Below are 23225 nucleotides of genomic sequence, written 5' to 3'. Positions count from 1 at the left end.
ACTCAGCGGCAGCCGCAGTTCGCCAGCGAGGAGGCGAGCTTGTCCAGCACCGCCTGCGCGCCGTGTGCGTCCGTCGTGCCGGTGGTCATGAACGCGAAGACCAACTGCCGCCCGTCCGCGTCCACGACGGTCCCCGCCAGGGTGTTCACCCCCGTGAGCGTCCCCGTCTTCGCCCGTACGAGACCCGCTCCGCGCGCCGCGTCCGGGTACCGCTCGCGAAGGGTGCCGGTGAAACCGGCGACGGGCAGGCCGGTGAGCACTGTCCGCAGCTGCGGGTGCTGCGGTGCGGCGGCCTGGCTGAGAATCCGCGTCAGCAGCGACGCCGGGAGCCGGTCGTCCCGGCTCAGCCCGCTGCCGTCCGCGAAGCGCGCGCCCTTGACCGGCAGGCCCAGCTTGTCCAGCCGATCGCGCACCGCCTTGCCCGCCCCGGTGAAGCTGGCCGGTGCGCCGTCCGCGAGGGCGGTCTGCCGGGCCAGCGCCTCGGCGACGTCGTTGTCGCTGTGCGTCAGCGTCCGCTCGACCAGCGACGCCACCGTCGCCGAGCGGTGGACGGCCAGCTCGTCGGCGCCCTTGGGGGCCTTGGCGGGGCGGTCCGCCGTCCCGGTGACCCGTACTCCGGCCTTCTCCAGGCGGGCGGCGAACTGGCGGGCCGCCTCGTGGGCCGGGTCGGACGCGCGGGGGGCCGGTCCGTGGCGACTGCCGTCCAGCCGCCCCTCGTTGACCATCAGCGGGGTGACGGCGGCGAGGTTCTCGTTGGGGCCGATGCTGTGCCGGACCGGGCCCGAGTAGCGCGAGGTGTCGTAGCCGACGGCGACCCGTACGGGCCCGTCGCCGCTCTTGCCGTCGCCGTCCTTGCCACCGCCGCGCAGCGCCCGTGCCGTGTCCTGGGCGAGCTGGTCCAGCTGCTTCGCGGTGACGGTCGGGTCACCGCCGCCCACGAGCGTGACCCGGCCCTCGCCCGCCCGCACCACCCGGGTCTCGATCCGGTAGTCGGGGCCGCGGGCGGAGAGCGCGGCGACGGCCGTGGCCAGCTTGATCGTGGAGGCGGGGGTGACCGCGCGCCCCGAGCCGAGGTCCAGCAGCTGCCTGCCGCTGGCCGCGTCCATCACGGACGCGGTACGCACCGGGCCCAGCGCCGGATCATCGAGCATCGGTTCGAGCGCGTCCGCCATGCCCGCCAGCGTGGGCGGCGGCGGCACGCCGGGCTCGGCGTTCTTGCCGCGCGGACCCGTGCGCTGCCCGCCGCCCAGCGTGGTGAGCACCGCGGGCGCGCTGGGCGCGGGGGCGGCGAGCGCCGGGCCGCCGGGGCCGCCCGCGGCCTCCCGGGCGGCGGCGCGGGTGCGTTCGGCCGTACGCTGGCCGGAGTCCCATGGTCCCGCCGCGGCCACCGCCGTGAGCGCGACCGCCAGTCCGACGGTGGCGGAACCCGCCGTCAGCCGCCAGGTCTGCCGCTGCTGCGCGGTGGCCGCCCGCCAGCGCCGCCGGGCCCGCCGTACGGCGGAACGGGCGGTGGCGAGGGCGGCGGTGGTTGCCCGTGCGGCGGTGTCGCGCACCTCGGACCAGCCCCTTTCGCGAGCACACATGTGCGTAGGGGACACTTAATCACCAGAACATGTGTTGATCACGGAGGAGCCTGCCTTGGAGTTCGACGTCGTCATCGAGATCCCGAAGGGGTCGCGGAACAAGTACGAGGTGGACCACGAGACCGGTCGCATCCGGCTCGACCGTCACCTCTTCACCTCGACCGTGTACCCGGCCGACTACGGCTTCGTCGACCACACCCTCGGTGAGGACGGCGACCCGCTGGACGCGCTGGTGCTGCTCGAGGAGCCGACCTTCCCGGGCTGCATCATCAAGTGCCGGGCCATCGGCATGTTCCGCATGACCGACGAGGCAGGCGGCGACGACAAGCTGCTGTGCGTGCCGTCGTCCGACCCCCGGATGGAGCACCTGCGGGACATCCATCACGTGAGCGAGTTCGACCGGCTGGAGATCCAGCACTTCTTCGAGGTCTACAAGGACCTGGAGCCCGGCAAGTCCGTCGAGGGCGCGAACTGGGTCGGCCGTACGGACGCGGAGGCCGAGGTCGAGGCCTCCCGCAAGCGCCTGGAGGCACAGGGCGGCGGCCACTGACGGGCGGGCCCGCCCGCTCCGTCGTGTCCGGCGCATGACGCCGCCCGTCCGCCCGCAGGGGCGGGGCAGGGCATGCCGCGTCCAGTGCACCGCACCCGCATCGTCCCGCCCCCGGAAGCCGAGCGCGCCCGCAAGGCGGCGGGGCCCTGCGGGTGCCCCGGGCCCGCCAGGGCCGAGGCACGGGGCCTCGCCAGGCGGCAGGTGCCCGACGCGGCCCGGCGCCGCGTCCGCCCGGTACGTCCCGCCTGGCCGGTGCCGCCGGTCAGCGCGGGATGTCCTGCTCCGCCCAGACGACCTTGCCCCTCGCGGTGCGGCACGAACCCCAGCGGCGGCACAGCATGTTGATCAGCTGGAGCCCCCGCCCGCCCTCGTCCTGGACGTCGGCGTGCTGGATCTGCGGCAGGTCCGGGCCGGTGTCGGAGACCTCGACCATCAGCCGCTCGGCGCGCAGCACCCGCAGCTGGCCGGGGCCGCCGCCGTAGCGCAGCGCGTTGGCGACCAGTTCGCTGACGACCAGTTCCGTGACGTCCGACAGGTCGGCCAGCCCCCAGAGCCCGAGCTGCTCGGTGACCAGCTTGCGGGCGGCCGAGGCGGCGGTGCCGTCGGAGGGCAGGTCCCAGACGTACAGGTCGGCGTCCGGCGCGGTCTCGTGTCCGGCGGCGATCAGCAGCACGGCCTCGTCGAAGCGGCCCTCCGCGTCGTGCTCCGCGGCCATCAGCCGGTCGGCGACCAGCTCCTGCGGCGCCATCGCGGCGGCGGTGGCGCGCAGCCGGTCGAGTTGGGTATCGACGTCCACGGCGCGGGTCTTGACCAGGCCGTCGGAGTAGAGGACGAGCCGGTCGCCGAAACCCACCGGCAGGACCCGGGGGTCGTACGGGATCACCCCGGCCCCCAGCGGCGCGCCGACGGGCACGTCCACGTACGCTGCGGCGCCGTCGGCGCCGACCAGCAGCGGCGGCGGATGCCCGGCACTGGCCAGGGTGTACGTGCCCGAGGCCGGGTCGTGCACCGCGCACAGGCAGGTGGCGACCTGTTCGTCCTCCAGGTCGCGAGTGGCCAGGTCGAGCCGGGCGAGCACCCGCTCGGGGGCGATGTCCAGGGTCATCAGCGTGCGGGCGACCGTACGCAGCCGCCCCATGGTGGCCGCGGCGGACAGGCCGTGGCCCATCACGTCGCCCACCACCAGGGCGGTACGGCCGCTGGGCAGCGCCACGACGTCGTACCAGTCGCCGCCCACGCCGTGCGCGTCGACGGCGGGCGCGTAGGCGGAGGACACGTCGAGGCCGGGTGTCTTGGGGGTGGCGCGCGGGAGCAGGCTGCGCTGGAGCGAGACGACGTGCTCGCGCTCCCGGCCGTAGAGGCGGGCGTTGTCGATGAAGACCGCCGCCTTGGAGGCGAGTTCCTCGGCGAGCGCGACGTCGGTGGCGGTGAACGGCGGACTGCCGCTCCCCCGTACGAAGTCGGCCATCCCGAGGAGCACGCCGCGGGCCATCAGCGGCACCGCCATGTAGCTGTGCACGCCGCTCTCGCGCATCTTGGCCGCGCGGCGGGGCGTGGGCGTCACCCGCCGGAAGTCCTCCGGCTCCCGCAGGTTGAGCATCACCGACTCGCGGTTGGCCAGGCACCGGTCCGTCAGCAGTGCGCCGGGGTGCACGGAGACCTCGCCGATCGGGTCGGGCTCCAGATTGGCCAGCGCATCGATGGCGGCGACCGCGACCGCGCGGGTGACGGGGAGGCCGGTCCCTTTGGCACGTTCGCCCTCCTCGCCGCGCAGCACCGCCTCCAGCAGGTCCACGGCGCAGCCGTCGGCCAGTCGAGGCACCGCGAACTCGGCCAGCTCGCGGGCGGTGCGCTCCAGGTCGAGCGTGGTGCCGATGCGGGTGCTCGCGTCGTTCAGCCAGGCGAGGCGGCTGCGTTCACCGAGGCGTTCGGCCAGGGCCGCGGCCCGGCGCCGCAGCCGGAACTGCCGGGACACCTGGGAGACGCGGGAGGCCCCGGGCGTCCCGGCGGCGCCCCCGCCGGACAGGCGCCGATCGCGGCTGCCGCGGTTCACCGTGCCGGCCTCCCGTCCCGTCCATGGACGAACTCGTGGCTCAAGTGTGGCCCCGTGGCTGAGCCGCCGCCTGTCGGGGGACGCCATGGTAGCCACGTCAGGGCCGGTATCGCTCCCCTCCGGACGTTCTTGATCCTGACCGTGACACGCCTGCCGCCGCGGCGCTGCTGTCCCGCTACGCGGCAGGCGCTTCGCCGGGTGGGAATCCGCCCGGTCAGAAGCCGCGGGTGCGTTTCGCCGCGCGGCGGCCCGGCAGCGGTGTCTCGACGCCCGGCGTCTTGATGAACAGCCGTGCCAGCTCCCCGCCGAGGTTCACCCCGATGGCGATGGCGAGCGCGAGCGCGATGGCGCGCGAGATGTTCTCGATGCCCGGGTCCATGTTGCCCTGGGCGATGTTGAGCAGGCCGAAGTAGGTCGCGCTGCCCGGCAGCAGCGGGCCGATGGCCGCGGTGATGTACGGCAGTGACGAGGCGAACTGGTACCGGGACATCAACTGCCCGAACAGGCCCACCAGACCGGCCGCGCAGAAGGTGGCGGCCACCGGGTTCAGCTCCCCCACGTCCCGCATCGCGCCGTAGATCAGCCAGGCCACACCGCCGTTGAAGGTGGCCAGGACCACGGTGTGGCGCTCCTGCTGGAGCAGCACGCAGAAGGCGAGCGCGAGCAGCATCGCGGCGAACAGCTGGATCTCCGGGCGCTCCTGATGCCGCAGCGCCTCCGGGTCCAGCTTCGCGCCCAGTTCCCCGCCGACGTAGAGCACCATCAGCACGCCGCACACGATGCCGACGATGAGGTAGATGACTTCCAGCAGGCGGGCCGAGGCGGTGATGTAGAAGCCGGTCAGGCCGTCGTGCACGGCGGCGACCAGGGCACGGCCGGGGATCAGGGCGAACAGGCCGCCGGTGATCACGGCGCCGGCCTGGATCTCGGCCGTGAAGTCCGTCTCGACCAGCACCACCGAGACGCCTATCGCGGCGGGCGGCATCGCCGCCGCCACGAACTGGTAGAACTCCGGCAGCCCGCGCCCGGCACAGAACCAGGCCAGCCGGTCGCCCAGGATCGCGCCGAGCGCCGCCAGGACGAAGACCAGCCAGCCGCCGCCGACCAGCAGCGAGGCGGCGCCGGCCAGCAGGCCGCTGGCCAGGGACAGCGCGCCCTTGCTGAAGGGGTGCCGGTTGCGGCGGATGTCGGCGAGCCGGCGGTAGGACTCCTCCAGGGTCAGTTCGCCGGTGGTGATGTCGGTGACGAGCGCGAAGACGGCCGCCAGCCGCGTGTAGTCGGTGCCCCGGCGGCGTACGGTCCGGCTGAGCGTCACCGGGTCGTCCACGAGCGAGGGCTGATGGGTCATGGACAGCAGGGTGAAGGTGACCGTCGGCTCGCAGCGGTCCAGGCCGAACGCGTGCGCGACGCCGAACATGGCCGCCTCGACGTCCTCCGCGCCCTCGCCGCCCGCGAGCAGCAGTTCCCCGATACGGAGCGTCAGGTCCAGCACGCGGGGCACCGCCGGGGCCGGACCCTCGTCCTCCTCGACGCGGACCACCAGCTCCGGGGCGGGCCGTTCGGCCAGCGGCATCCGGACCATGGTGCGCATCCGGTCCTGCCAGGGCAGCCCCGGACGCGCCCCGGTCCGGAGGAGGGGCATGCCCTCGGGCGGGGTGAAGGCGCTGCTGATGTCGACGGGCGGCGAGGCCAGCAGCCCCTCGGGGACGGCGAACTCCGAGGTGGTGTGCTCGTCCTCGGGCGGGGGCGGCAGCGGTACGCCGAGCGGCGGCGTGAACGCGCTGTGCACCTCGTCCGGATGCGGTTTGCTGTCGACGGGCTCCGGCTCGCCGCCCGACCCGCTCCGCTGCGACTCCCCGGCCACTGTCCTCCCGCTCCTCGTCTCCGTACGCGATCCCCTCGGCCGGCGGCTCCCACCAGGTCGGGCACGCGTTCAACGTTCCCGCTCCCGGACATGGGATAAACGATTCAGCCGACAGGATCGCTGTCTGCTGGCAGCATAGGAGGGTTGCACTCCGGGCGCCCGAGGGGGGCGGTGGCGCCCACGCCCCGCGCGACGCGCGGGCAGCCGCCCCAGGGCGCGGGCGTGCGCATCCGGACACCGGCGGGCTCGGGCCGCCGTCGGCGGAAGGGGCCGCGCCGAAGGGGGCCGCGTTCGCCGTGGCGACCTCGTATCGGGCGCTGACCAGGCCGGATACGCGGCCAGGACTGTCGGGGACGGGACACGGGGTGACTTCGCCGCGCCACCCCGCCACCCGTCAGGCCCACCCCCCGTCACTCCCACATGCAGACGCCCGGCATGCCCCCGCTCCCGCGCCCGGCGCTTCGCACCGGACCGGGAGCGCGTGTCCGGCCGCTCAGTCCCCCAGCTGCCGGAAGCGCCGTACCGCCGGCGGCCGGACGACCGCCCTCAGCACCGCGTGTCCGGTGACCCGGGAAGCGCCGCCGCACCGCACCGGGTTGGCGAACCCCCTGCTCGTGTAGTCAAACTTGATCACGTGTCCGTGCTGCCCGCGCCGCCCCGAAGCTTCCTGTCCGCGTACGGATTCCCCGACTCCGGTGCCAGCACGTCCGGCTGCTGCCCGGCCTCCCCGGCCATCACGTACGCGCCGTCCTCCAGCCGCGCGATGAGCCCACGGGCCCACTCCGCGCCGCTGTCCGCCGTGCTCACCCACAGCTTCATGATCTCGCCGATGTGACCCCACTCCACGGGGCTGCCCTCCGGCGCCCAGTTCTTCTCCACGTCGCCGCGCCAGCCCTCCAGCGCGGCCACCCGCTGCCGGAGCAGCGCGATCGCTTCCTCGCGGGGCAGGTCGACGATGAAGCCGACTCCGGAGGTGAGCAGGTCGGGCTTCTGGTCGATGTCCGTCAGGGAGTGGCGCAGCAGCGCCTTGTACTCCGTCTCGCCCGCCCCGGTCAGCTCGTACTCGGTACGGGGCGGGCCGCCCGCCGTGCTCGGCGCGACGTCGTGGGCCAGCAGCAGTCCCTGCTTCGCCATCTGCTTGAGCGCGTGGTAGACCGAGCCCGGCTTGGCGCTCGACCACTCGTTCGCGCCCCAGAACTCCAGGTCGTTGCGGACCTGGTAGCCGTGGGCCCGTCCATGCCGGCGGACGGCGCCCAGCACGAGCAGCCGGATCGCTGACATCGTTCTCGCGTCTCCCTCTCCCAGACCGGGGCGGGCCACAGCCGCTTGACGGCGGTGACCCGGTGTGCCCACAGCCTAACGACCCCGCCTGCCGACGCTCGCGGGTGAGGTCTCCCGGCCGTCCGGCCGCCCGGCCGTCCGCTCAGCCGAAGTCGGGCTTCGGCGCGGCGCCGGTCTCCCAGACCAACTCCAGTGCTGTACGGCCGTCGAGCGTCTCCCGCACGATGTCCGCGTGGCCCGCGTGCCGGGCCACCTCGCTGATCAGGGTGAGCAGCATCCAGCGCCAGGAGCGCGGCTCCTTCGGGTTCCACGGCGCCTCCGGCAGGGCGAAGGTGTCGTCGAGGGAGGGCACCGCGCGTACCGCCTCCTCGGTCTCGCGGGCCACCTCGGCATAGCGGGCGAGCACGCTCTCGACGGTCTCGGCGCCCTCCAGGCGGAAGCAGCCGTCCCAGTTCGTGTGATCGCGGCGCACCTCGCGCGGCAGGCCGCGGGCGTCCCGTACCCAGCCCTGCTCGACCTCCGCGACGTGCTTGAGCAACCCGGCCGGCGACAGCGTGCTCGCGCTCGGGGCGCTCGCCGCCTGCTCGGGGCTCAGCCCGTGCAGCGTCCGGCGCACGGCACCGCGCTGCGCCTCCAGGTAGGCGAGCAGTGCGGAACGCTCGTCACCCGCGGCCTCGGCGTCTACCAGAGTAGGCATGGGCATCACCCTTCGTCAGGGCCCCGGGCGGGGCCTCGCTCCCGATGACGCCCACGTTATGAAGAGTTGCGGTCAGCTTCGGTCCGCAAGGATGCGGGTCCTCCGGCCGTCGGCACCCGGCACGCTGCCGCGCACACAAGAACGCCGGGTGCGTGGGGACGCCCCCCCTCACACCCGGCGTCGACGTACGTGCTCCGCCCGGCCTTCTGTCTGCACCACAGTGCCGGGCCCCCTCAGAAGGGGAAGGCGCTGCGGCTGTGCTGAATGGAGATCCACTTGGTGGCGGTGAACGCCTCCACGGTCTGGTCACCGTTCAGCCGGCCCAGGCCGGAGTGCTTCTCGCCGCCGAAGGGGACGATGGGCTCGTCCGCGACGGTCGCGTCGTTGACGTGCACCATGCCCGTCTCGATCCGGCGGGCCACCTCGATGCCCCGCTCCACGTCCCGCGTGTGCACGGCGCCGCCGAGCCCGTACGGGGTGTCGTTGGCGACCCGGACCGCCTCGTCCTCGCCGTCGACCTCGATGAGCATGACGACCGGGCCGAACACCTCCTGCTGGAGCACCGCGGAGTCGGCCGGTACGTCGGACAGGACGGTGGGGGCGACGAGGTTGTCCCGCGTGGTGCCGTGCACCAGGGCGGTCGCGCCGTCCTCGATGGCCTGCTCGACGGCCGCGGTGATGCTCTCGGCCTGGCCGGGGTTGATCAGCGGGCCGATGTGGGTCGTCGGGTCCTGCGGGTCGCCGACCTTCAGCGTCTTCACCTTGGCGACGAACTTCTCGGTGAACTCGGCCGACACGCTGCGGTCCACGATCACGCGGTTGGCCGCCATGCACACCTGTCCCTGGTGCACGAAGCGGCTGAACACCGCGGCGTCGACCGCGTAGTCGATATCGGCGTCGTCCAGCACCAGCAGGGCGCTGTTTCCGCCCAGTTCCAGGATCACCTTCTTGAAGTGTGCGGCAGCGACGGTGGCGACGTGGCGGCCGACCTTGTCCGAGCCGGTGAAGGAGATCACGTTGGCCAGCGGGTGTTCGATCAGCGAGTCGCCGATCTCCGCGATGTCGGTGATGACGACGTTGAGCAGACCCGGCGGCAGCCCGGCCTCCTCCAGCACCTTGGCGACCAGCGCGCCGCCGCACACCGGGGTGTTCTGGTGCGGCTTGAGCACGACCGCGTTCCCGAGGGCGAGAGCGGGCGCGACGGACTTGAGGGAGAGCACGAACGGGAAGTTGAAAGGCGAAATAACACTCACCACGCCCACCGGGACGCGGTATATGCGATTCTCCTTGCCGTCCACCGGAGACGGCACGATCTTGCCCTCGGCGCGCAGCGCCAGTTGGATCGACTCGCGCAGGAACTCCTTCGCGAGGTGGATCTCGAAGGCGGCCTTCAGCCGAGTACCGCCCAGTTCGGCGATGATCGCCTCGGTGATCTCCTGCTCGCGGTCCTCGATGATGCGCACCGCGCGTTCGAAGACGATCCGGCGGGAGTAGGGATTGGTGGCTGCCCAGGCGCGCTGGTGGTGCGCGGCCGCGCGGTATGCCTGGTCGATCTCTTCGGTCGTGGCGACCGTGATCGAGGCGAGCTTCTCTCCGTTGTACGGATTGAAGTCGATGATGTCCCAGGAGCCGTTCCCGGGACGCCACTCGCCGTCGATGTACTGAAGCGCCAAGTCCGTGAAGTAGGACATGCCATTCCTTCGGGGGGTCGGAAGAGGCCGGATTCAAGTTTTGATGGCATGTCATCGTACTTCTGTTTCACGGAAGTTGGCGGAACTTCCGAAGCAGGTCACGCGTCCGGTCGGCGCAGAGACTGACTTCGGCCAACCGGTTCAGCACCTGGTCGTAGCGGTCGACTTCTTCGCGCTTGTCGAGATAGAGCGCGCTGGTCAGCTGCTCCAGATAGACGACGTCCGAGAGGTCCGACTCGGGGAAGCGCAGCAGGGTGAAAGCGCCGCTCTCGGCGGCGTGCCCGCCGAGTTCGAACGGGACGACGTGCAGCGTGACGTTCGACGCCTCCGAGATCTCGGCCAGGTGCCTCAGCTGGGCGTCGAGCACGGCACGGCCGCCGAACGGCCTGCGCAGCGCGGCCTCGTCCAGCACGCACACGAGTTGGGTGACCTGCTCGGAGAGGAGCAGTTTCTGCCGCTCCAGCCGCAGCGCGACCCGGCGGTCGATCTCGTCGTCGGGCAGGCCGGCCCGGTGGCCGCCGGCGATCACGGCACGGGCGTAGTCCTCGGTCTGGAGCAGGCCGTGGACGAACTGGACCTCGTAGGTGTTGATGTGCGAGGCGGCGCCTTCGAGGCCCACGTATGTCTGGAACCAGCCGGGCAGCACATCGCTGTAACTGTGCCACCAGCCCGCCTTGTTGGAGTCGCGGGCCAGGCCCAGCAGGGGCTCGCGCTCGGCCTCGTCGGTCACGCCGTAGAGGGTCAGGAGGTCCTGGACGTCACGGGCTTTGAAGCTCACCCTGCCGAGTTCCATCCGGCTGATCTTCGACTCGGAGGCACGGATCGAGTAACCGGCCGCCTCGCGGGTGACCCCGCGCGCCTCGCGGAGTCGTCGCAGCTGGGAGCCGAGCAGGATGCGGCGGACCATGGAGCCGCTTGAACTACTCGTCCCGTTCACGCCGTAACTCTCACTGTTTGCCGGTCTCGTGTTCATTTCGATTAACCCTCCACCCCGTACTCGGGGGGCAGTCTGCCACCTCCGGGCTCCGTTGCGTGCCCATGTGATTACACACGATCGAAAGTATCGCGTGCACGTGCATCTGCCCTTGCATCTGCCCAAGGCTTTGGGAACGATGGGGATCGCACAAGTGCACGCGGTGCTACGGAAGTTGAAGACTCTACGATCGCCGGGTCTCCAGCGTCCTACGGGGGAGCGCCGAGGACCAGGACCGATCCGTGAGGATCGGCACAGCCGCGCAAGCCCAGGAGTGGCTCGTCATGGGGACCGAAGGATCGACCGTGCTCGAGCCGTTATGGCATGGACTCCCCGCACTCGACGCCGCCGCCCTGTCCGGGGCGGCGTCCTGCGCGCTTCCCGCGCGCTACGAAGCGGTCAAGAGTGCACGGGAGTTCACGCACAGAACACTCCGCCGCTGGGAGATAGCGGCCGAGTTCGACGACGTGGCGCTGGTCGTCTCCGAACTGGTGACCAACGCGATGCGGCACGGGGTTCCGTCGGGCACGCCCCCCGAAACCGATCCGCCGGTACGCCTGCACCTGATGCGCTGGTCCGCCCGTCTGGTGTGCGCCGTACGGGACCCGAGTTCCGAGGCGCCGGAGACCCGCGCGGTGGAGGAGAGCGGCTTCGGGGAGTTCGTGGACTTCGCGGCGGAGTCCGGGCGCGGCCTGTGCCTGGTCGACTCGTTCAGTGACAGCTGGGGCTGGCACCCGCTGACGGGCATGCTGCCCGGGAAGGTCGTCTGGGCGATGTTCCGGCTCGGCCCGGGCATCTGATCCGGCGGCGCCCCGGGGCCCGCTGCGCTGCCTGGCCGCGCGGCGGCCCCGGCTTCCCCCGCGCGCCCGGCCGTCCGCGCCGTCAGCCCTGTGCCAGGTGGTCGAACTCGCCGTCCTTGACGCCCAGCAGCATCGCCTCCATCTCCGCGGGCGTGTAGACGAGGGCGGGCCCCTCCGGGAAGCGCGAGTTGCGCACGGCCACCTCTCCCCCCGGCAGCTTGGCGAACTCCACGCATGTGCCCTGCGAGTTGCTGTGCCGGCTCTTCTGCCACCGGACCCCCTCAAGGTCCCTTGCGGCCATGCCGTTGTACGCGTGAGGCACTGGAGTCTCCTGGGGGGTGGCACTGCTTGTGATGCCCGCGGGAATGCCGGGACATCTCCAACTGCCCCGGATCATAACGCTGTTCACGTGCTGATGCATGCGCTAATGCACGTGCACGACCGCGCGTCGCGAGGCCATCACAGCCGGTCAGACGGCTGCGCATATGCCAACAGCACAAGCGGAATACCCCTTGTTGCTATCAATTCGATGTGCACGCATCTGATGACGGACGGTCTGTGTCATGTCACGGGAAAAACGCGCGGCTCCCTGTTGTCGAACAGAAAGACGCAATTCACGGCCGTCTGCCTCCGGCGATCCGGCGGCGGTTTTCCGGTGCCCGCCCCGGCGGGCGGGCGGACCCGTACCCGGTGGCGCATCATCGGAGGAGGACTTGGCTGCCGGGTGCGTGTGCCGCCGAGAGGGCAGGACGCAGGCAGGACGCGGAGGCGTCCGCCGACCCCAGGAGGTGGCCGTGATGGCCGCACGGACGGCACTCGGGAAACGGACGGCGGCGCAGGCCGCGGCGGACATGGCGGACACCGCGGCGCGGACGGCCGCAGGCACCGCGGCACAGGCCGCGGGAACCGCCCGCCCGCCGGGCCGCACGCGCCGGACCGCGCACATCCTGGCGGTACTGATGGCCGCCCTGCTGCTGGGCCTGACGGCCGCCTGCGACAGCTCCGGCGACGGCTCGCAGCGCGACCCGCACGAGGGCGGCCAGGCCCCGGAGCAGGGGCGTTCACCGTTCACCGGACTGCCGGGCAAGCTCGGTCCGGTGCTGGCCGTCAAGGTGGACAACGCCCCCGGCGCCCGGCCGCCCGCCGGGCTGGGCAGCCCGACGGGTCCGGGCGGCGCCGACCTCGTCTTCGTCGAACAGGTGGAGGGCGGGTCCAGCAGGCTGCTGGCCGTCTACTCGCAGCGCCCGCCGGACTCCGTGGGCCCGGTGCGCAGCGCCCGGGAGTCGGACATCGAACTGCTGCGCCAGTTCGGGCGCCCGGCGCTGGCCTACTCCGGCGTCCGTTCCGCGCTCCAGGACGATCTGCGGCGCGCTCCGCTGCGGCGGCTGCCGCCCTCGGAGGTCCCCGCCGCGTACTACCGCTCGGAGAACCGGGCGGCGCCGCACAACCTGTTCCTGCGGCCCGCGGACGCGGTGCGGGCCGCGCCCGGCATGAGCGCGCCCCGCGACATCGGCTTCCGCTTCGGCGACGCGCCGCCGGGCGGCGAGCCCACGGCACGCCGGGAGGTGCGCTATCCCGCCGCGCGCTTCACGTTCGACTGGTCCGGCGAGGAGAAGCGCTGGCTGGTCTCGATGGACGGCGCGGCGGCGCGGGACGCGGGCGGCGAGCGGCTCGGGGCGCCGACGGTGGTCGTGCAGGAGGTGGAGGTCACCTCCTCGCGGTACCGCGATGTGACGGGGGCGGTCACGCCGTACATCAAGACCGTCGGGTCCGGGAAGGCGACGGTACTGCGGGACGGCAAGTCCTACGCCACCGAGTGGAAGCGGCCCTCCGACGACTCGGGGACGGCGTACACGCTGCCGGACGGAGAGCGCATGGCGTTCGCGCGCGGGCAGGTGTGGATCGTCTACGCGGCCCGCTGAACGGCCCGTGGCCGGAGCGCGGCAGGAGTGCGCCAGGTGCACGGCCGGGGCTGCTTGACTTGAAGTGTCCTTCAGCTCTTACGGTTCAGTCCTCACCAACCGAGGGGCGACGGACATGAGCATGGAAATGACCGCGTGGAGCGCACTCCACCACGCACGCAACGCCAAGCAGGACCGGCACCCCTTCTCCCGCGCCGCGATGGGCCGCATCATCCGCTTCGCCCGTCCGCACCACCGCAAGATCGGGGTGTTCCTGGCGCTGAGCAGCGTGCTGGCCGTCCTCACCGTCGCGACCCCGCTGCTGGCCGGCCAGGTCGTGGACGCGATCGTGGACGGCAGCGACACCGGCGTGGTGCTGTGGCTGGCCGGGGTGATCGGCGCGATCGCGGTGGCCGAGGCGGTGGCCGGCATCGGCACCCGCTGGCTCTCGGCCCGGATCGGCGAGGGGCTGATCCTCCAGCTGCGCGGCGCGGTCTACGACCACGTGCAGCGGATGCCCGTCGCCTTCTTCACCCGCACCCGCACCGGCGCCCTGGTCAGCAGACTCAACAACGACGTCATCGGCGCGCAGCGGGCGTTCAGCGACACCCTCTCCGGGGTGGTGAGCAACCTGGTCACGCTGCTGCTGACGCTGGTCGTCATGCTCAACATCTCCTGGCAGATCACCCTGCTGGCGCTCGTCCTGCTGCCGGTGTTCGTACTGCCCGCGCGCCGGATGGGCGCCCGGCTGGCCCAGCTGGAGCGGGAGCGCGCCGGGCACAACGCGGCGATGAGCACCCAGATGACCGAGCGGTTCTCCGCCCCCGGGGCGACGCTGGTCAAGCTCTTCGGGCGGCCCGAGGAGGAGTCGGCGGAGTTCGGCGACCGCGCGCGGCGGGTCCGCGACATCGGCGTGCGCACGGCCATGGTGCAGCACTACTTCATCACCTCACTCACCCTCGTCTCCGCCCTCGCGCTGGCCCTGGTCTACGGCCTCGGCGGCTTCTTCGCCCTGCGCGGCTCGCTGGAGCCGGGCGCCGTCGTCGCGCTCGCGATGCTGCTGACCCGGCTGTACGCCCCGCTGACCGCGCTGGCGAGCGCCCGGATGGAGGTCATGACCGCGCTGGTCAGCTTCCAGCGGGTGTTCGAGGTGCTGGACTTGAAGCCGCTGATCGCGGAGAAGCCGGACGCGCGGGACGTCCCGGCGGGCCCGGCCTCGATCGAGTTCGACGACGTCCGCTTCGGCTACCCGTCCGCCGAGAAGGTCTCCCTCGCCTCCCTGGAGGAGGTCGCCACGCTGGACACCCGGGGCGGCGAGGAGGTGCTGCACGGCATCTCCTTCCGCGCCGAGCCGGGCCAGATGGTGGCGCTCGTCGGCTCCTCCGGCGCGGGCAAGTCGACCATCGCGCAGCTCGCCGCCCGCCTCTACGACACCGACAGCGGCACCGTGCGGCTGGCGGGCACCGACGTGCGGGACCTGACCGCCGCCTCCGTGCGGCACACCCTGGGCATGGTCACCCAGGACGGGCACCTCTTCCACGACACGATCCGCGCCAACCTGCTGCTGCCCCGCCCGGAGGCTACCGACGAGGAGGTGTGGGACGCGCTGCGCCGATCCCGCCTGGACGGCCTGATCGCCGGGCTGCCCGACGGGCTGGAGACCGTGGTCGGCGAGCGCGGCTACCGCCTCTCGGGCGGCGAACGGCAACGGCTGACCATCGCCCGGCTGCTGCTGGCGCAGCCGCAGGTGGTGATCCTGGACGAGGCCACCGCACACCTGGACTCCACCTCGGAGGCGGCGGTGCAGGAGGCGCTGGCCGAGGCGCTGGAGGGGCGTACGTCGGTGGTGATCGCGCACCGGCTGTCCACGGTGCGGGCGGCCGACCAGATCCTCGTGCTGGAGGAGGGCCGGATCGTGGAGCGGGGCACGCACACCGAACTGCTGGCGGCGCACGGGCGGTACGAGCAGCTGTACCGGACGCAGTTCAGCGAGGAGGGCGCGCCCGGCGCGGAGCCGGCGCCGGCGGGCACCGAGCTGAGCCGGACGGCGTGCTGAGCGGCCCGGCGGGCTGACCCCCCGTCACCCGGCCCCCGCGGCGGCCTCGCCCGACCGGACCATCCCGGCGGGCGGGGCGTCCGTGCTGCCCGCACGATGGGCGGAGGGGCCGCCGGGTGGGCGGCCCGTCAGTCCGACCACCGGGAAGGACCCGATCCGCCGTGACCTTCAGCCTTGACCAGCTGCGCCGCTGCACCGTGGCCGTCGACCTCGGCGCCTCCCGTACCCGAGTCCACGTGAAAGCCGCCGGGCTCGTCGTCGACGAACCGTCCGTGGTCGCGGTCAACACCTTCTCCGGCGCGCTCATCGCGGTCGGCGCCGCCGCCGAGCGGATGGCGGGGCGCACCCCCGCGCACATCCGCGTCGTACGCCCCGTCACCGGCGGCATGGTGGTCGACATCGAGATGGCGCAGCGGATGCTGCGGGCCCTGGTGGGCGAGAAGGTGCGGCGGGCGTGGCGGCGGCGTCCGATGCTGCGGGCGGCCGTCTGCGTGCCGCACAACGCGGACCCCCTGGCGCGCCGGGCCGCTGTGGAGACGCTCGCCGGGGTGGGTGCGCGCCGGGTCGAACTCGTGGACGCGCCCACGGCCGCGGGGGTGGGCTGCGGGCTGCCGGTGGAGCAGCCGGAGGCCAACATGATCCTGGTCTGCGGCGCGACCACCACCCAGGTCGCGGTGCTGTCGCTGGGCGCGATCGTCTCGGCGGTCACCGTGCCGATGGGCGGGGACACCATCCACAACGCCCTCGTCCAGCACCTGCGCAACCACCACGAACTGATGCTGCCCAGCCAGGCCGTACGCCCGCTGCATCTCGCACTGAACGCCGGCGCCGCCGGCGCCTCGGCGCCGACCGAGGTGCACGGGCGGGATGTGGTCACCGGCCTCGCGCGCACCGTCCGCGTCGACCCGCAGGACGTACGCGACGCCGTGCAGGCTCCGGTGACCTCGCTGATCGACGCCATCCGCACCGTGCTGCACCACTGCCCGCCCGACCTGGTCGCCGACCTGGCGGAGCGCGGCATGGTGCTGACCGGCGGGACCGCACTGCTGCCCGGGCTGGACGCCCGGCTGCGGGAGAACACGGGCATGTCCGTACACATCGCGGAGGAGCCGGCGGGCTGTGCGGTGCGCGGGCTGGCGGCGATGATCGAGGGCGGCGTACGGCCGTTGACCCTGCACGGCAGCCGGTGACCCGCGGGGGCGCACCCCGCGCGTCACCGGCTGGACGACGTGCTGCCCGAGGCGCCGGCTACGGCCGGCGGGTCAGGCGCCGCTCGGCAGGCTCCCTTCCGGTTCACGGGACCGGGCCGGTGACTCACCGGCGCCGACAGCCGCGGGGGCGGCCGTGGGGGCGGACCGCGAGGTGGGCGGGGACGAGGGGATGGTGCGAGCCGATGGTGGCAGATACGGGGGTGGGGACGGACGCCTGCCGTGCCACACCGCGCTCATCGAGTCGATGCCGTAAGCCACTTCCCTGCACACACGGACCAAGGTCGTCCAGGATGCGCGCATGGGTTCCTCCAGTTGCCAATCGGGGGACGGACCCAGCTCTTCGGCTTGCTGCCGATTACTGCCGATAGTGCCTTCCACAGCCGCTGTGTGCCAGCGATTCGGGGAGCGGATTCTGTCCACTTCCTGCCAGCGCCCGAAGCCGTTCCGGCTGCGGCTTCGTACGCTGCGAAGACGCTGTTCGGAGGCGGTTTGGGCGCCTCGGGCAAGCTTCCGGGAAGGTGCCCCGAACGGCCCAGCGCGTCGCCCGCGCGCAGGCGCGCCCGGCCTCCTGCGGATCGCTCCGCGGGGGGCCGGGCGCGGCCGGGTACGGGCCGGTTCCGGCGGGCGCCGTGACCCTGCTCAGGCGGGCTCGGGCCGCGTGCCCTGCGGGGTCAGCGACCGGAAGCGGCGCAGCCGCAGGCTGTTGGCGACGACGAACACCGAGGAGAAGGCCATCGCCGCCCCGGCGAGCATCGGGTTGAGCAGACCGGCGGCGGCCAGCGGCAGCGCGGCGACGTTGTAGGCGAAGGCCCAGAAGAGGTTGGACCGGATGGTGCCCAGCGTGCGCCGGGAGAGCCGGATGGCGTCCGCGGCGACCCGCAGGTCTCCGCGTACCAGCGTCAGGTCGCCCGCCTCGATGGCCGCGTCGGTGCCGGTGCCCATGGCCAGTCCGAGATCGGCCTGGGCCAGCGCGGCGGCGTCGTTGACGCCGTCCCCCACCATGGCCACGCTGCGGCCCTCGGCCTGGAGGCGCTTGACCACGTCGACCTTGTCCTCCGGCATCACCTCGGCGATCACCTCGGAGATGCCGACCTCGGCGGCGACGGTCTCCGCGACCGCCGTGTTGTCGCCCGTCAGCAGGACCGGGGTCAGGCCCAGCTCACGCAGCCGGCTGACGGCCTCGGCACTGCCGGGCTTGACCGCGTCGGCCACCTCCAGCACGGCACGCGCCTCGCCGTCCCAGGCGACCGCGATCGCCGTACGGCCCGCCGCCTCCGCCTCCTCGGCGGCGCGCACCAGCTCCGGCGGCAGGTCCATGGCCCACTCGCGCAGCAGCCGCCGCCGTCCGACGAGGACGGCGTGGCCCTCGACGACGCCCTGCACCCCGAGGCCGGGGACGTTCGCGAAGTCCTCCGGCGCGGGCAGCGTGCCCACCCGCTCCTCGGCGCCGCGGGCGACCGCACGGGCGATGGGGTGCTCGGAGGCGTGCTCCAGCGCGCCGGCCAGCCGCAGCACCTCGTCCTCCGCGGCGCTGTGCGCCTCCCCCGCGCCGCCCTTGAGGGTGTGCACGCCGAGCAGCGTCATGACGCCGGTGGTGACGGTGCCGGTCTTGTCCAGCACGACGGTGTCCACGGTGCGGGTCGTCTCCAGCACCTCCGGGCCCTTGATCAGGATGCCGAGCTGCGCTCCGCGGCCGGTGCCGACCATCAGCGCGGTGGGCGTGGCCAGCCCCAGGGCGCAGGGGCAGGCGATGATCAGGACGGACACGGCGGCGGTGAACGCGGCGGTCCAGCCCGCGTCGTTGCCCAGCCAGAAGCCGAGCGTGCCCAGCGCGAGTGCGATGACGATCGGGACGAAGACGCCCGAGATCCGGTCGGCGAGGCGCTGCACCGCGGCCTTGCCGTTCTGCGCGTCCTCCACCAGCTTCGCCATCCGGGCCAGCTGGGTGTCGGCACCGACGCCGGTGGCCTCCACGACCAGCCTGCCGCCGACGTTCACGGTGGCGCCGGTGACCGCGTCGCCCGCGGCGACCTCGATCGGCACCGACTCACCGGTCAGCATCGAGGCGTCCACGGCCGAGCTGCCCTCGAGGACGCGGCCGTCGGTGGCGATCTTCTCGCCGGGCCGTACGACGAAGCGGTCGCCGACCGTCAGCTCCTCGGTGCGGATCGTCTCCTCGCGGCCCTCCCGCAGTACCGTGACCTCGTTCGCGCCCAGCTCCATCAGCGCGCGCAGCGCGGCGCCGGCCGTGCGCTTGGAGCGCGCCTCGAAGTAACGGCCCGCCAGGATGAACGCGGTGACCCCGGCCGCCGCCTCCAGGTAGATGTTGCCCGCTCCGTCGCTGCGGGCGATGGTGAACTCGAAGCCGTGGGTCATCCCGGGCGTGCCCGCCGTGCCGAAGAACAGCGCCCACAGCGACCACAGGAACGCGGCCGAGGTGCCGACGGAGACCAGTGTGTCCATGGTGGCCGCGCCGTGCCGGGCGTTGGTGAAGGCGGCCCGGTGGAACGGCCAGGCCGCGTAGGTCACCACGGGCGCGGCCAAGGTGAGGGAGAGCCACTGCCAGTACTCGAACTGCCAGGCCGGGACCATCGCCATGGCGATCACCGGCACCGCCAGCACCACCGCCGTGACCAGCCGCTGCCGCAGGGGGGTGAGCGCGTCCGGCGCCGCGGCCTCCGGGGCGCCGCCGGGGGCGCCGTCCGGGCGGGCCGGGGCGGGCGGGGTGGCCGAGTAGCCGGTGGCCTCCACGGTGGCGACCAGGTCCTCCACGGCGAGGTCGGCCGACGCCTCGTAGGTGACCTTCGCCTTTTCTGTGGCGTAGTTGACGGTCGCCCGCACACCCTCCATGCGGTTCAGCTTCTTCTCGATGCGCGCCGCGCAGGAAGCACAGGTCATACCGCCGATGGCGAGTTCCACCTCGTGCTGGACGGCGGGCGATGCGGTGGTCATACCGTGCTCCCTGAGTGCCGGTTGGTGCGTCCGTTACCCTCATCGTATACCCCAAGGGGGTATCTAGCCAATCGCGGTGATCCCGCTCCGAAGCGGCTTCCGCCCCGCTGAACGAGTGACACCGGGCGCCGCACCCGAAACCACACCGGGTCGTCGCTCGTGACATGGGGTGACCGCACGACGCGTACCGCAAGGATTGAGGCGATCCCCGATGGCCGACCCGCACGCCGTCACGGTGCCGCTGCCCGTGCCGCCCACGCCACCGCAGACGACGCCGATGACGCCGACGCCCGCGGCGGCAGCGGACGGCGCCGCGGACGGCACGGGCACGGGGGCCGCGTCGGCGCCGGAACCGGTCCGCGGCGCGACCGACCAGCACCGGATGTGGCTGCACATGGAGCTGATCCGGGCGGGCGTACCCCCGCACCCCGGCGACCTGCGCGCCATCGGACAGCTCGCGGAACTGGACGAGGGCGCCGTGGCCACCGTGGCGCGCTGGATTCGGGAGGCCGCGCGGCTCCCCGCGTACACCGACCCGTTCACGGAGCGCCGCACCGACGGCGCGGAGGCAGAGGCAGAGGTGGAGGTGGAGGCGCAGGCGGAACCCGCGGCGGCTCCGGCCGTGGAGCAGGCACCCTCGCGGACCCGGGCCGCCCGCCCGGACCCGCGCACCGATCCGCGCCTGGTGGGTTGGGGGCGGCAGGCGGACGAGCGGGCAGGCGGACAGCACGAAGGCCCGGCAGCTGGGCTGCCGGGCCTTCGGGTGCAGTAGCGGGGACAGGATTTGAACCTGCGACCTCTGGGTTATGAGCCCAGCGAGCTACCGAGCTGCTCCACCCCGCGTCGGTAATCAGGACTCTACGTCACTCCCGGCCCAAAGGGGAAATCGGTGGGTGACCGCCGAGCCGCCCGCTCGGCGGGACCGCCGCGGACGGCGGACCGGCCGCCGGAGCACCGTCAAGTGCGCTCCGACGGCCGGAGCCGTCACAAGGTCTGCCGGGTGGCCTCCGACCGGGCGGTCACGCCATCCGGTCCGAGACCACCCGGCAAACCCTTGCCCGCGGCACGCGGTGGGGAGACTGGATCAGACGCGCTGCCAGAGTGCGGGCACGTTCGGCGGCTCCCAGCCGGGCTGGGCCTGGTGAGCCTGGAGGCAGCGGTAGGTCGCGCCGCCGTAGGTGACGGAGTCACCGGGCTGGTAGACGGTGCTCGCCTTCCAGGTGCCGTCGCCCGGACCGGGGCCGGGGCCGGGGCCCGGGTCGCCGGTCGTGGTGAGGGTCACGCCGTAGACCTGGAGCGCCTCGTTCACCGGCTGGAAGTAGGTGGTGCCACCGGAGCGGCAGTTGCCCGAACCGCCGGAGGTCATGCCCTGGGCCTGGTTCCCGGAGATGAAGGAACCGCCGGAGTCACCGGGCTCCGCGCAGACGTTGGTCCGGGTGACACCCGAGACCGTGCCCTGCGGGTAGGTGACGCTGGTGTTCAGCTGCTGGACCGAGCCGCAGTGCCAGCCGGTGGTCGAGCCGGAGCGGCAGATCGAGGCGCCCACCTGCGCCACGGTCGAACCGGCCACCTGCTGCGGGCTGCTGTTGACCTGCGGGGTGGAGGTCCACTGGCTGTTGGCCGCCACGTAGGCGTGGTCGTTGCCGGGGAAGCTCGATCCGGCGAAGCTGCCCTGCGCCACGCGGTTGGAGCCGGTCGTGGTCTGGCCGGTGCTGCCGCAGTGGCCCGCGGTCACGAAGCCGGACTGGCCGCCCTTGGTCACCGAGAACCCGACCGAGCAGCGCGATCCGCTGCCGATGTAGTACGCCTCGCCGCCCCGGATGTCGTAGTAGGGGCGGGGCTTGACCGTCGAGCGCTTCACCGATACGGCGTCCGCCGCCACACCGGCGTCCGCGGCGAAGGCCCTCGCCTCGGACGGCTTGGAGCTGAGCAGCTCCACGGTGTTGGTGCGGACCTCCACGTACCAGACGGGGGTGGCGTCCGGTGCCTGCCGCTTCGACGCGCGGTCCAGGGCGGACTTCGCGGACTCCAGCTCGGCAAGGCTGTGCTCCACCACCTTGGCACGGGCGCCCCTGGCCTCGATCCGGGAGACGTCCGAGGCGTCGGTGGTGGCCACCGTCAGCTTCGAGGTGTCACCGCTGACCCAGGACCCGGCGAAGTCGTCCGCGAGGGCGAGCCGCAGGCTGCCGGCCGTGGCGCCCGCCTTCTGCTCGTTCACCAGCTTCGTCCTGGCCTCGGCGGCGGTGAGCCCGAGGTCCCGCTTCATGGCCTTGAGCATTCCGGGGGATATCTCCGGCGCTTGAGCGGCCGCCGAAGAGGGTGGGGATTCTGCGGGTCGTGCCGCTGCCGTGCCCGGCAGTCCGGCCAGGGTGAGTGCGCCGATCGCCACCACGGCGGAACACGCACCCATGACACGTCTGTGGAGCATGCGAGTCTCCTTGTTTCGGGGGTGCCGAAACCGTAGCCGCGGGTGCGACCGCTGGAGGAGCTATCAGTCGGCCCCTGCCCTCGCGTTATGGGCCCCCGCCAGGGCGCTGACCTGCGACGCGACACCTCGGCGGGCGGGTACGCCAGGCCGGAGCGGCAGACCGGCGGTCAGGACGGGGGTCAGGGCGAGGATCAGGACGGGGCAGAGGAGACCCCCTCGAACTCGGGATGCGCCACGAGCCACTTGGCGAAGCTGACGCTGCGCTCCGCGGCCTCCGCGTGCGCCGCCCGTGCGTGCGCGACGACCTCGGGAGCGGCCTCGGCTGCCGGGGTCCCGGAGTGCCAGCCGATCAGGTGCCGCCACTTTAACGGCACTCCGGCGAGCGGCACCGTGACCATCCCCGGCATCGGCGGGAACGTCGCCCGGCACAGGCCGACGGCCCGCCCCACCTGGACGAGGTGCACGCACGAGGCCGTATCCGTCTCGTACACCGAGGTGGGGGTGAATCCGGCGCGGGCGCAGACCGCCGCGAAGCAGTCGGCGAAGCAGCCGTCCCCCGGGACGTCCGTCCACGACTCACCGGCCAGCTCGCGCAGTTCGATCTGGGAGCACCCGGCGAGCGGGTGCGCGCTGCACAGCATCACGAACACCGGGTCGATACCGACCTCCCGCCACACCAGCCGCTCCGCCTCCGGCGGGAGGCTCTGCCCGCAGACGCCGATCAGCGCGAAGTCGACCCGGCCCTCCACCACCATGCTGGCGATCTCGCGCTCCGACCACGAGGTGTGCGTCGTCACCGGGGCCGCCGGATGGCTGTTCGCCAACCGGTCCAGTACGCCGCCGAGCAGCGGCCCGTGCGTGCCGCCGAGCCGGAAGCGGGGCATCCCCCGCGCGGCCTGCGTGAAGCGCACCGCCTCCTCCTGCAACTCGCGCACCGTCGGCAGCAGGACACGCACCCGCTCCAACACCATCTCGCCGAGCGCGGTGGCCCGCACCCCTTGCCGACTGCGCTCGAACAGCTCACCGCCCAAGGTGCGCTCGATACGCTTCAGTTGCGCGCTGAGCGCGGGCTGCGCCACGCCCAGTGCGGTCGCAGCCCCGGTAAGGCTGCCCGCCTCGGCAATGGCCCGGATCGTCTTCAGGTGCCGCAGCTCCAGATCCATGTGCCACAGCTTGGGGCTCCCC

General features: G+C 72.9%; 17 protein-coding genes and 1 tRNA gene. 6 read left to right on the top strand and 12 right to left on the bottom strand.

The annotated features are described in order from the left end of the window. Positions 1-2: 2 nt before the first annotated feature. Positions 3-1583 (bottom strand): D-alanyl-D-alanine carboxypeptidase/D-alanyl-D-alanine endopeptidase, encoded by a 1581-nt coding sequence (dacB, locus tag H299_RS0111135; RefSeq protein WP_037758492.1) that lies wholly within the window; start codon positions 1581-1583, stop codon positions 3-5. A gap of 55 nt (positions 1584-1638) precedes the next feature. Between dacB and H299_RS0111130 the strand changes: the two genes are divergently transcribed. Next, positions 1639-2133: an inorganic diphosphatase gene (locus H299_RS0111130; RefSeq protein ID WP_027748471.1), complete on the top strand. Its 495-nt coding sequence runs from the start codon at positions 1639-1641 to the stop codon at positions 2131-2133. A 262-nt stretch (positions 2134-2395) separates the two neighbouring features. Here the strand turns inward: H299_RS0111130 and H299_RS0111125 are convergent, their stop codons facing one another. From H299_RS0111125 to H299_RS0111090, 6 genes are all read right to left on the bottom strand, one after another. Beyond that, complete coding sequence (locus H299_RS0111125; protein WP_027748470.1) at positions 2396-4186, bottom strand: SpoIIE family protein phosphatase; 1791 nt, start codon at positions 4184-4186, stop codon at positions 2396-2398. Between the two features lie 214 nt (positions 4187-4400). Further along, complete coding sequence (locus H299_RS0111120; protein WP_027748469.1) at positions 4401-6050, bottom strand: threonine/serine exporter family protein; 1650 nt, start codon at positions 6048-6050, stop codon at positions 4401-4403. A gap of 630 nt (positions 6051-6680) precedes the next feature. After that, on the bottom strand, positions 6681-7331 hold the full coding sequence (locus H299_RS0111105) for a PadR family transcriptional regulator (protein WP_027748468.1): 651 nt from the start codon (positions 7329-7331) through the stop codon (positions 6681-6683). Between the two features lie 142 nt (positions 7332-7473). Beyond that, complete coding sequence (locus H299_RS0111100; RefSeq protein WP_027748467.1) at positions 7474-8028, bottom strand: DinB family protein; 555 nt, start codon at positions 8026-8028, stop codon at positions 7474-7476. A gap of 233 nt (positions 8029-8261) precedes the next feature. Then, on the bottom strand, positions 8262-9719 hold the full coding sequence (locus H299_RS0111095; RefSeq protein WP_027748466.1) for an aldehyde dehydrogenase family protein: 1458 nt from the start codon (positions 9717-9719) through the stop codon (positions 8262-8264). Positions 9720-9786: 67 nt separating this feature from the next. Next, positions 9787-10626: a Scr1 family TA system antitoxin-like transcriptional regulator gene (locus H299_RS0111090; protein ID WP_027748465.1), complete on the bottom strand. Its 840-nt coding sequence runs from the start codon at positions 10624-10626 to the stop codon at positions 9787-9789. Between the two features lie 350 nt (positions 10627-10976). Between H299_RS0111090 and H299_RS0111085 the strand changes: the two genes are divergently transcribed. Further along, positions 10977-11492, top strand: a complete 516-nt coding sequence (locus tag H299_RS0111085) for an ATP-binding protein (RefSeq protein ID WP_027748464.1) — start codon at positions 10977-10979, stop codon at positions 11490-11492. Positions 11493-11574: 82 nt separating this feature from the next. On the opposite strand, the gene H299_RS0111080 is transcribed toward H299_RS0111085, so the two are convergent. Beyond that, on the bottom strand, positions 11575-11814 hold the full coding sequence (locus tag H299_RS0111080) for a DUF397 domain-containing protein (RefSeq protein WP_027748463.1): 240 nt from the start codon (positions 11812-11814) through the stop codon (positions 11575-11577). Between the two features lie 475 nt (positions 11815-12289). Here H299_RS0111080 and H299_RS0111075 point away from each other — a divergent pair, with 475 nt between their 5' ends. The 3 genes from H299_RS0111075 (at position 12290) to mreB (ending at position 16639) form a co-directional block, all read left to right on the top strand. Then, positions 12290-13414: a DUF3048 domain-containing protein gene (locus H299_RS0111075; RefSeq protein WP_486587228.1), complete on the top strand. Its 1125-nt coding sequence runs from the start codon at positions 12290-12292 to the stop codon at positions 13412-13414. 115 nt (positions 13415-13529) lie between these two features. Further along, positions 13530-15449, top strand: coding sequence for an ABC transporter ATP-binding protein (locus H299_RS33480; protein WP_051262325.1), 1920 nt, complete (start codon positions 13530-13532; stop codon positions 15447-15449). A 161-nt stretch (positions 15450-15610) separates the two neighbouring features. Then, positions 15611-16639, top strand: a complete 1029-nt coding sequence (gene mreB / locus H299_RS0111065) for a rod shape-determining protein (protein ID WP_027748461.1) — start codon at positions 15611-15613, stop codon at positions 16637-16639. 660 nt (positions 16640-17299) lie between these two features. Here mreB and H299_RS0111060 read toward each other — a convergent pair. Next, positions 17300-19612, bottom strand: coding sequence for a heavy metal translocating P-type ATPase (locus H299_RS0111060; protein ID WP_027748460.1), 2313 nt, complete (start codon positions 19610-19612; stop codon positions 17300-17302). Between the two features lie 211 nt (positions 19613-19823). On the opposite strand from H299_RS0111060, the gene H299_RS33475 reads away from it, so the two are divergent. Further along, positions 19824-20384, top strand: coding sequence for a hypothetical protein (locus tag H299_RS33475; protein ID WP_037758487.1), 561 nt, complete (start codon positions 19824-19826; stop codon positions 20382-20384). Here H299_RS33475 and H299_RS0111050 read toward each other — a convergent pair. From H299_RS0111050 to H299_RS0111040, 3 genes are all read right to left on the bottom strand, one after another. Further along, positions 20382-20455: transfer RNA gene (locus tag H299_RS0111050), tRNA-Met, on the bottom strand. The genes H299_RS33475 and H299_RS0111050 overlap by 3 nt on opposite strands. 241 nt (positions 20456-20696) lie before the next feature. Continuing rightward, the gene (locus tag H299_RS0111045) at positions 20697-22040 is read right to left on the bottom strand and encodes a carbohydrate-binding protein (RefSeq protein ID WP_027748459.1); all 1344 of its coding nucleotides are present in this window, start codon (positions 22038-22040) and stop codon (positions 20697-20699) included. Positions 22041-22231: 191 nt separating this feature from the next. After that, positions 22232-23203 carry a LysR family transcriptional regulator gene (locus H299_RS0111040; RefSeq protein WP_027748458.1) on the bottom strand — a complete coding sequence of 324 codons (972 nt, stop codon included), beginning with the start codon at positions 23201-23203 and terminating at the stop codon, positions 22232-22234. Positions 23204-23225: the final 22 nt, after the last annotated feature.

Source organism: Streptomyces sp. CNH287 (assembly GCF_000424825.1).
Note: the sequence above shows the minus strand (reverse complement) of the source record. Positions and strands in the feature narration are given on the sequence as shown.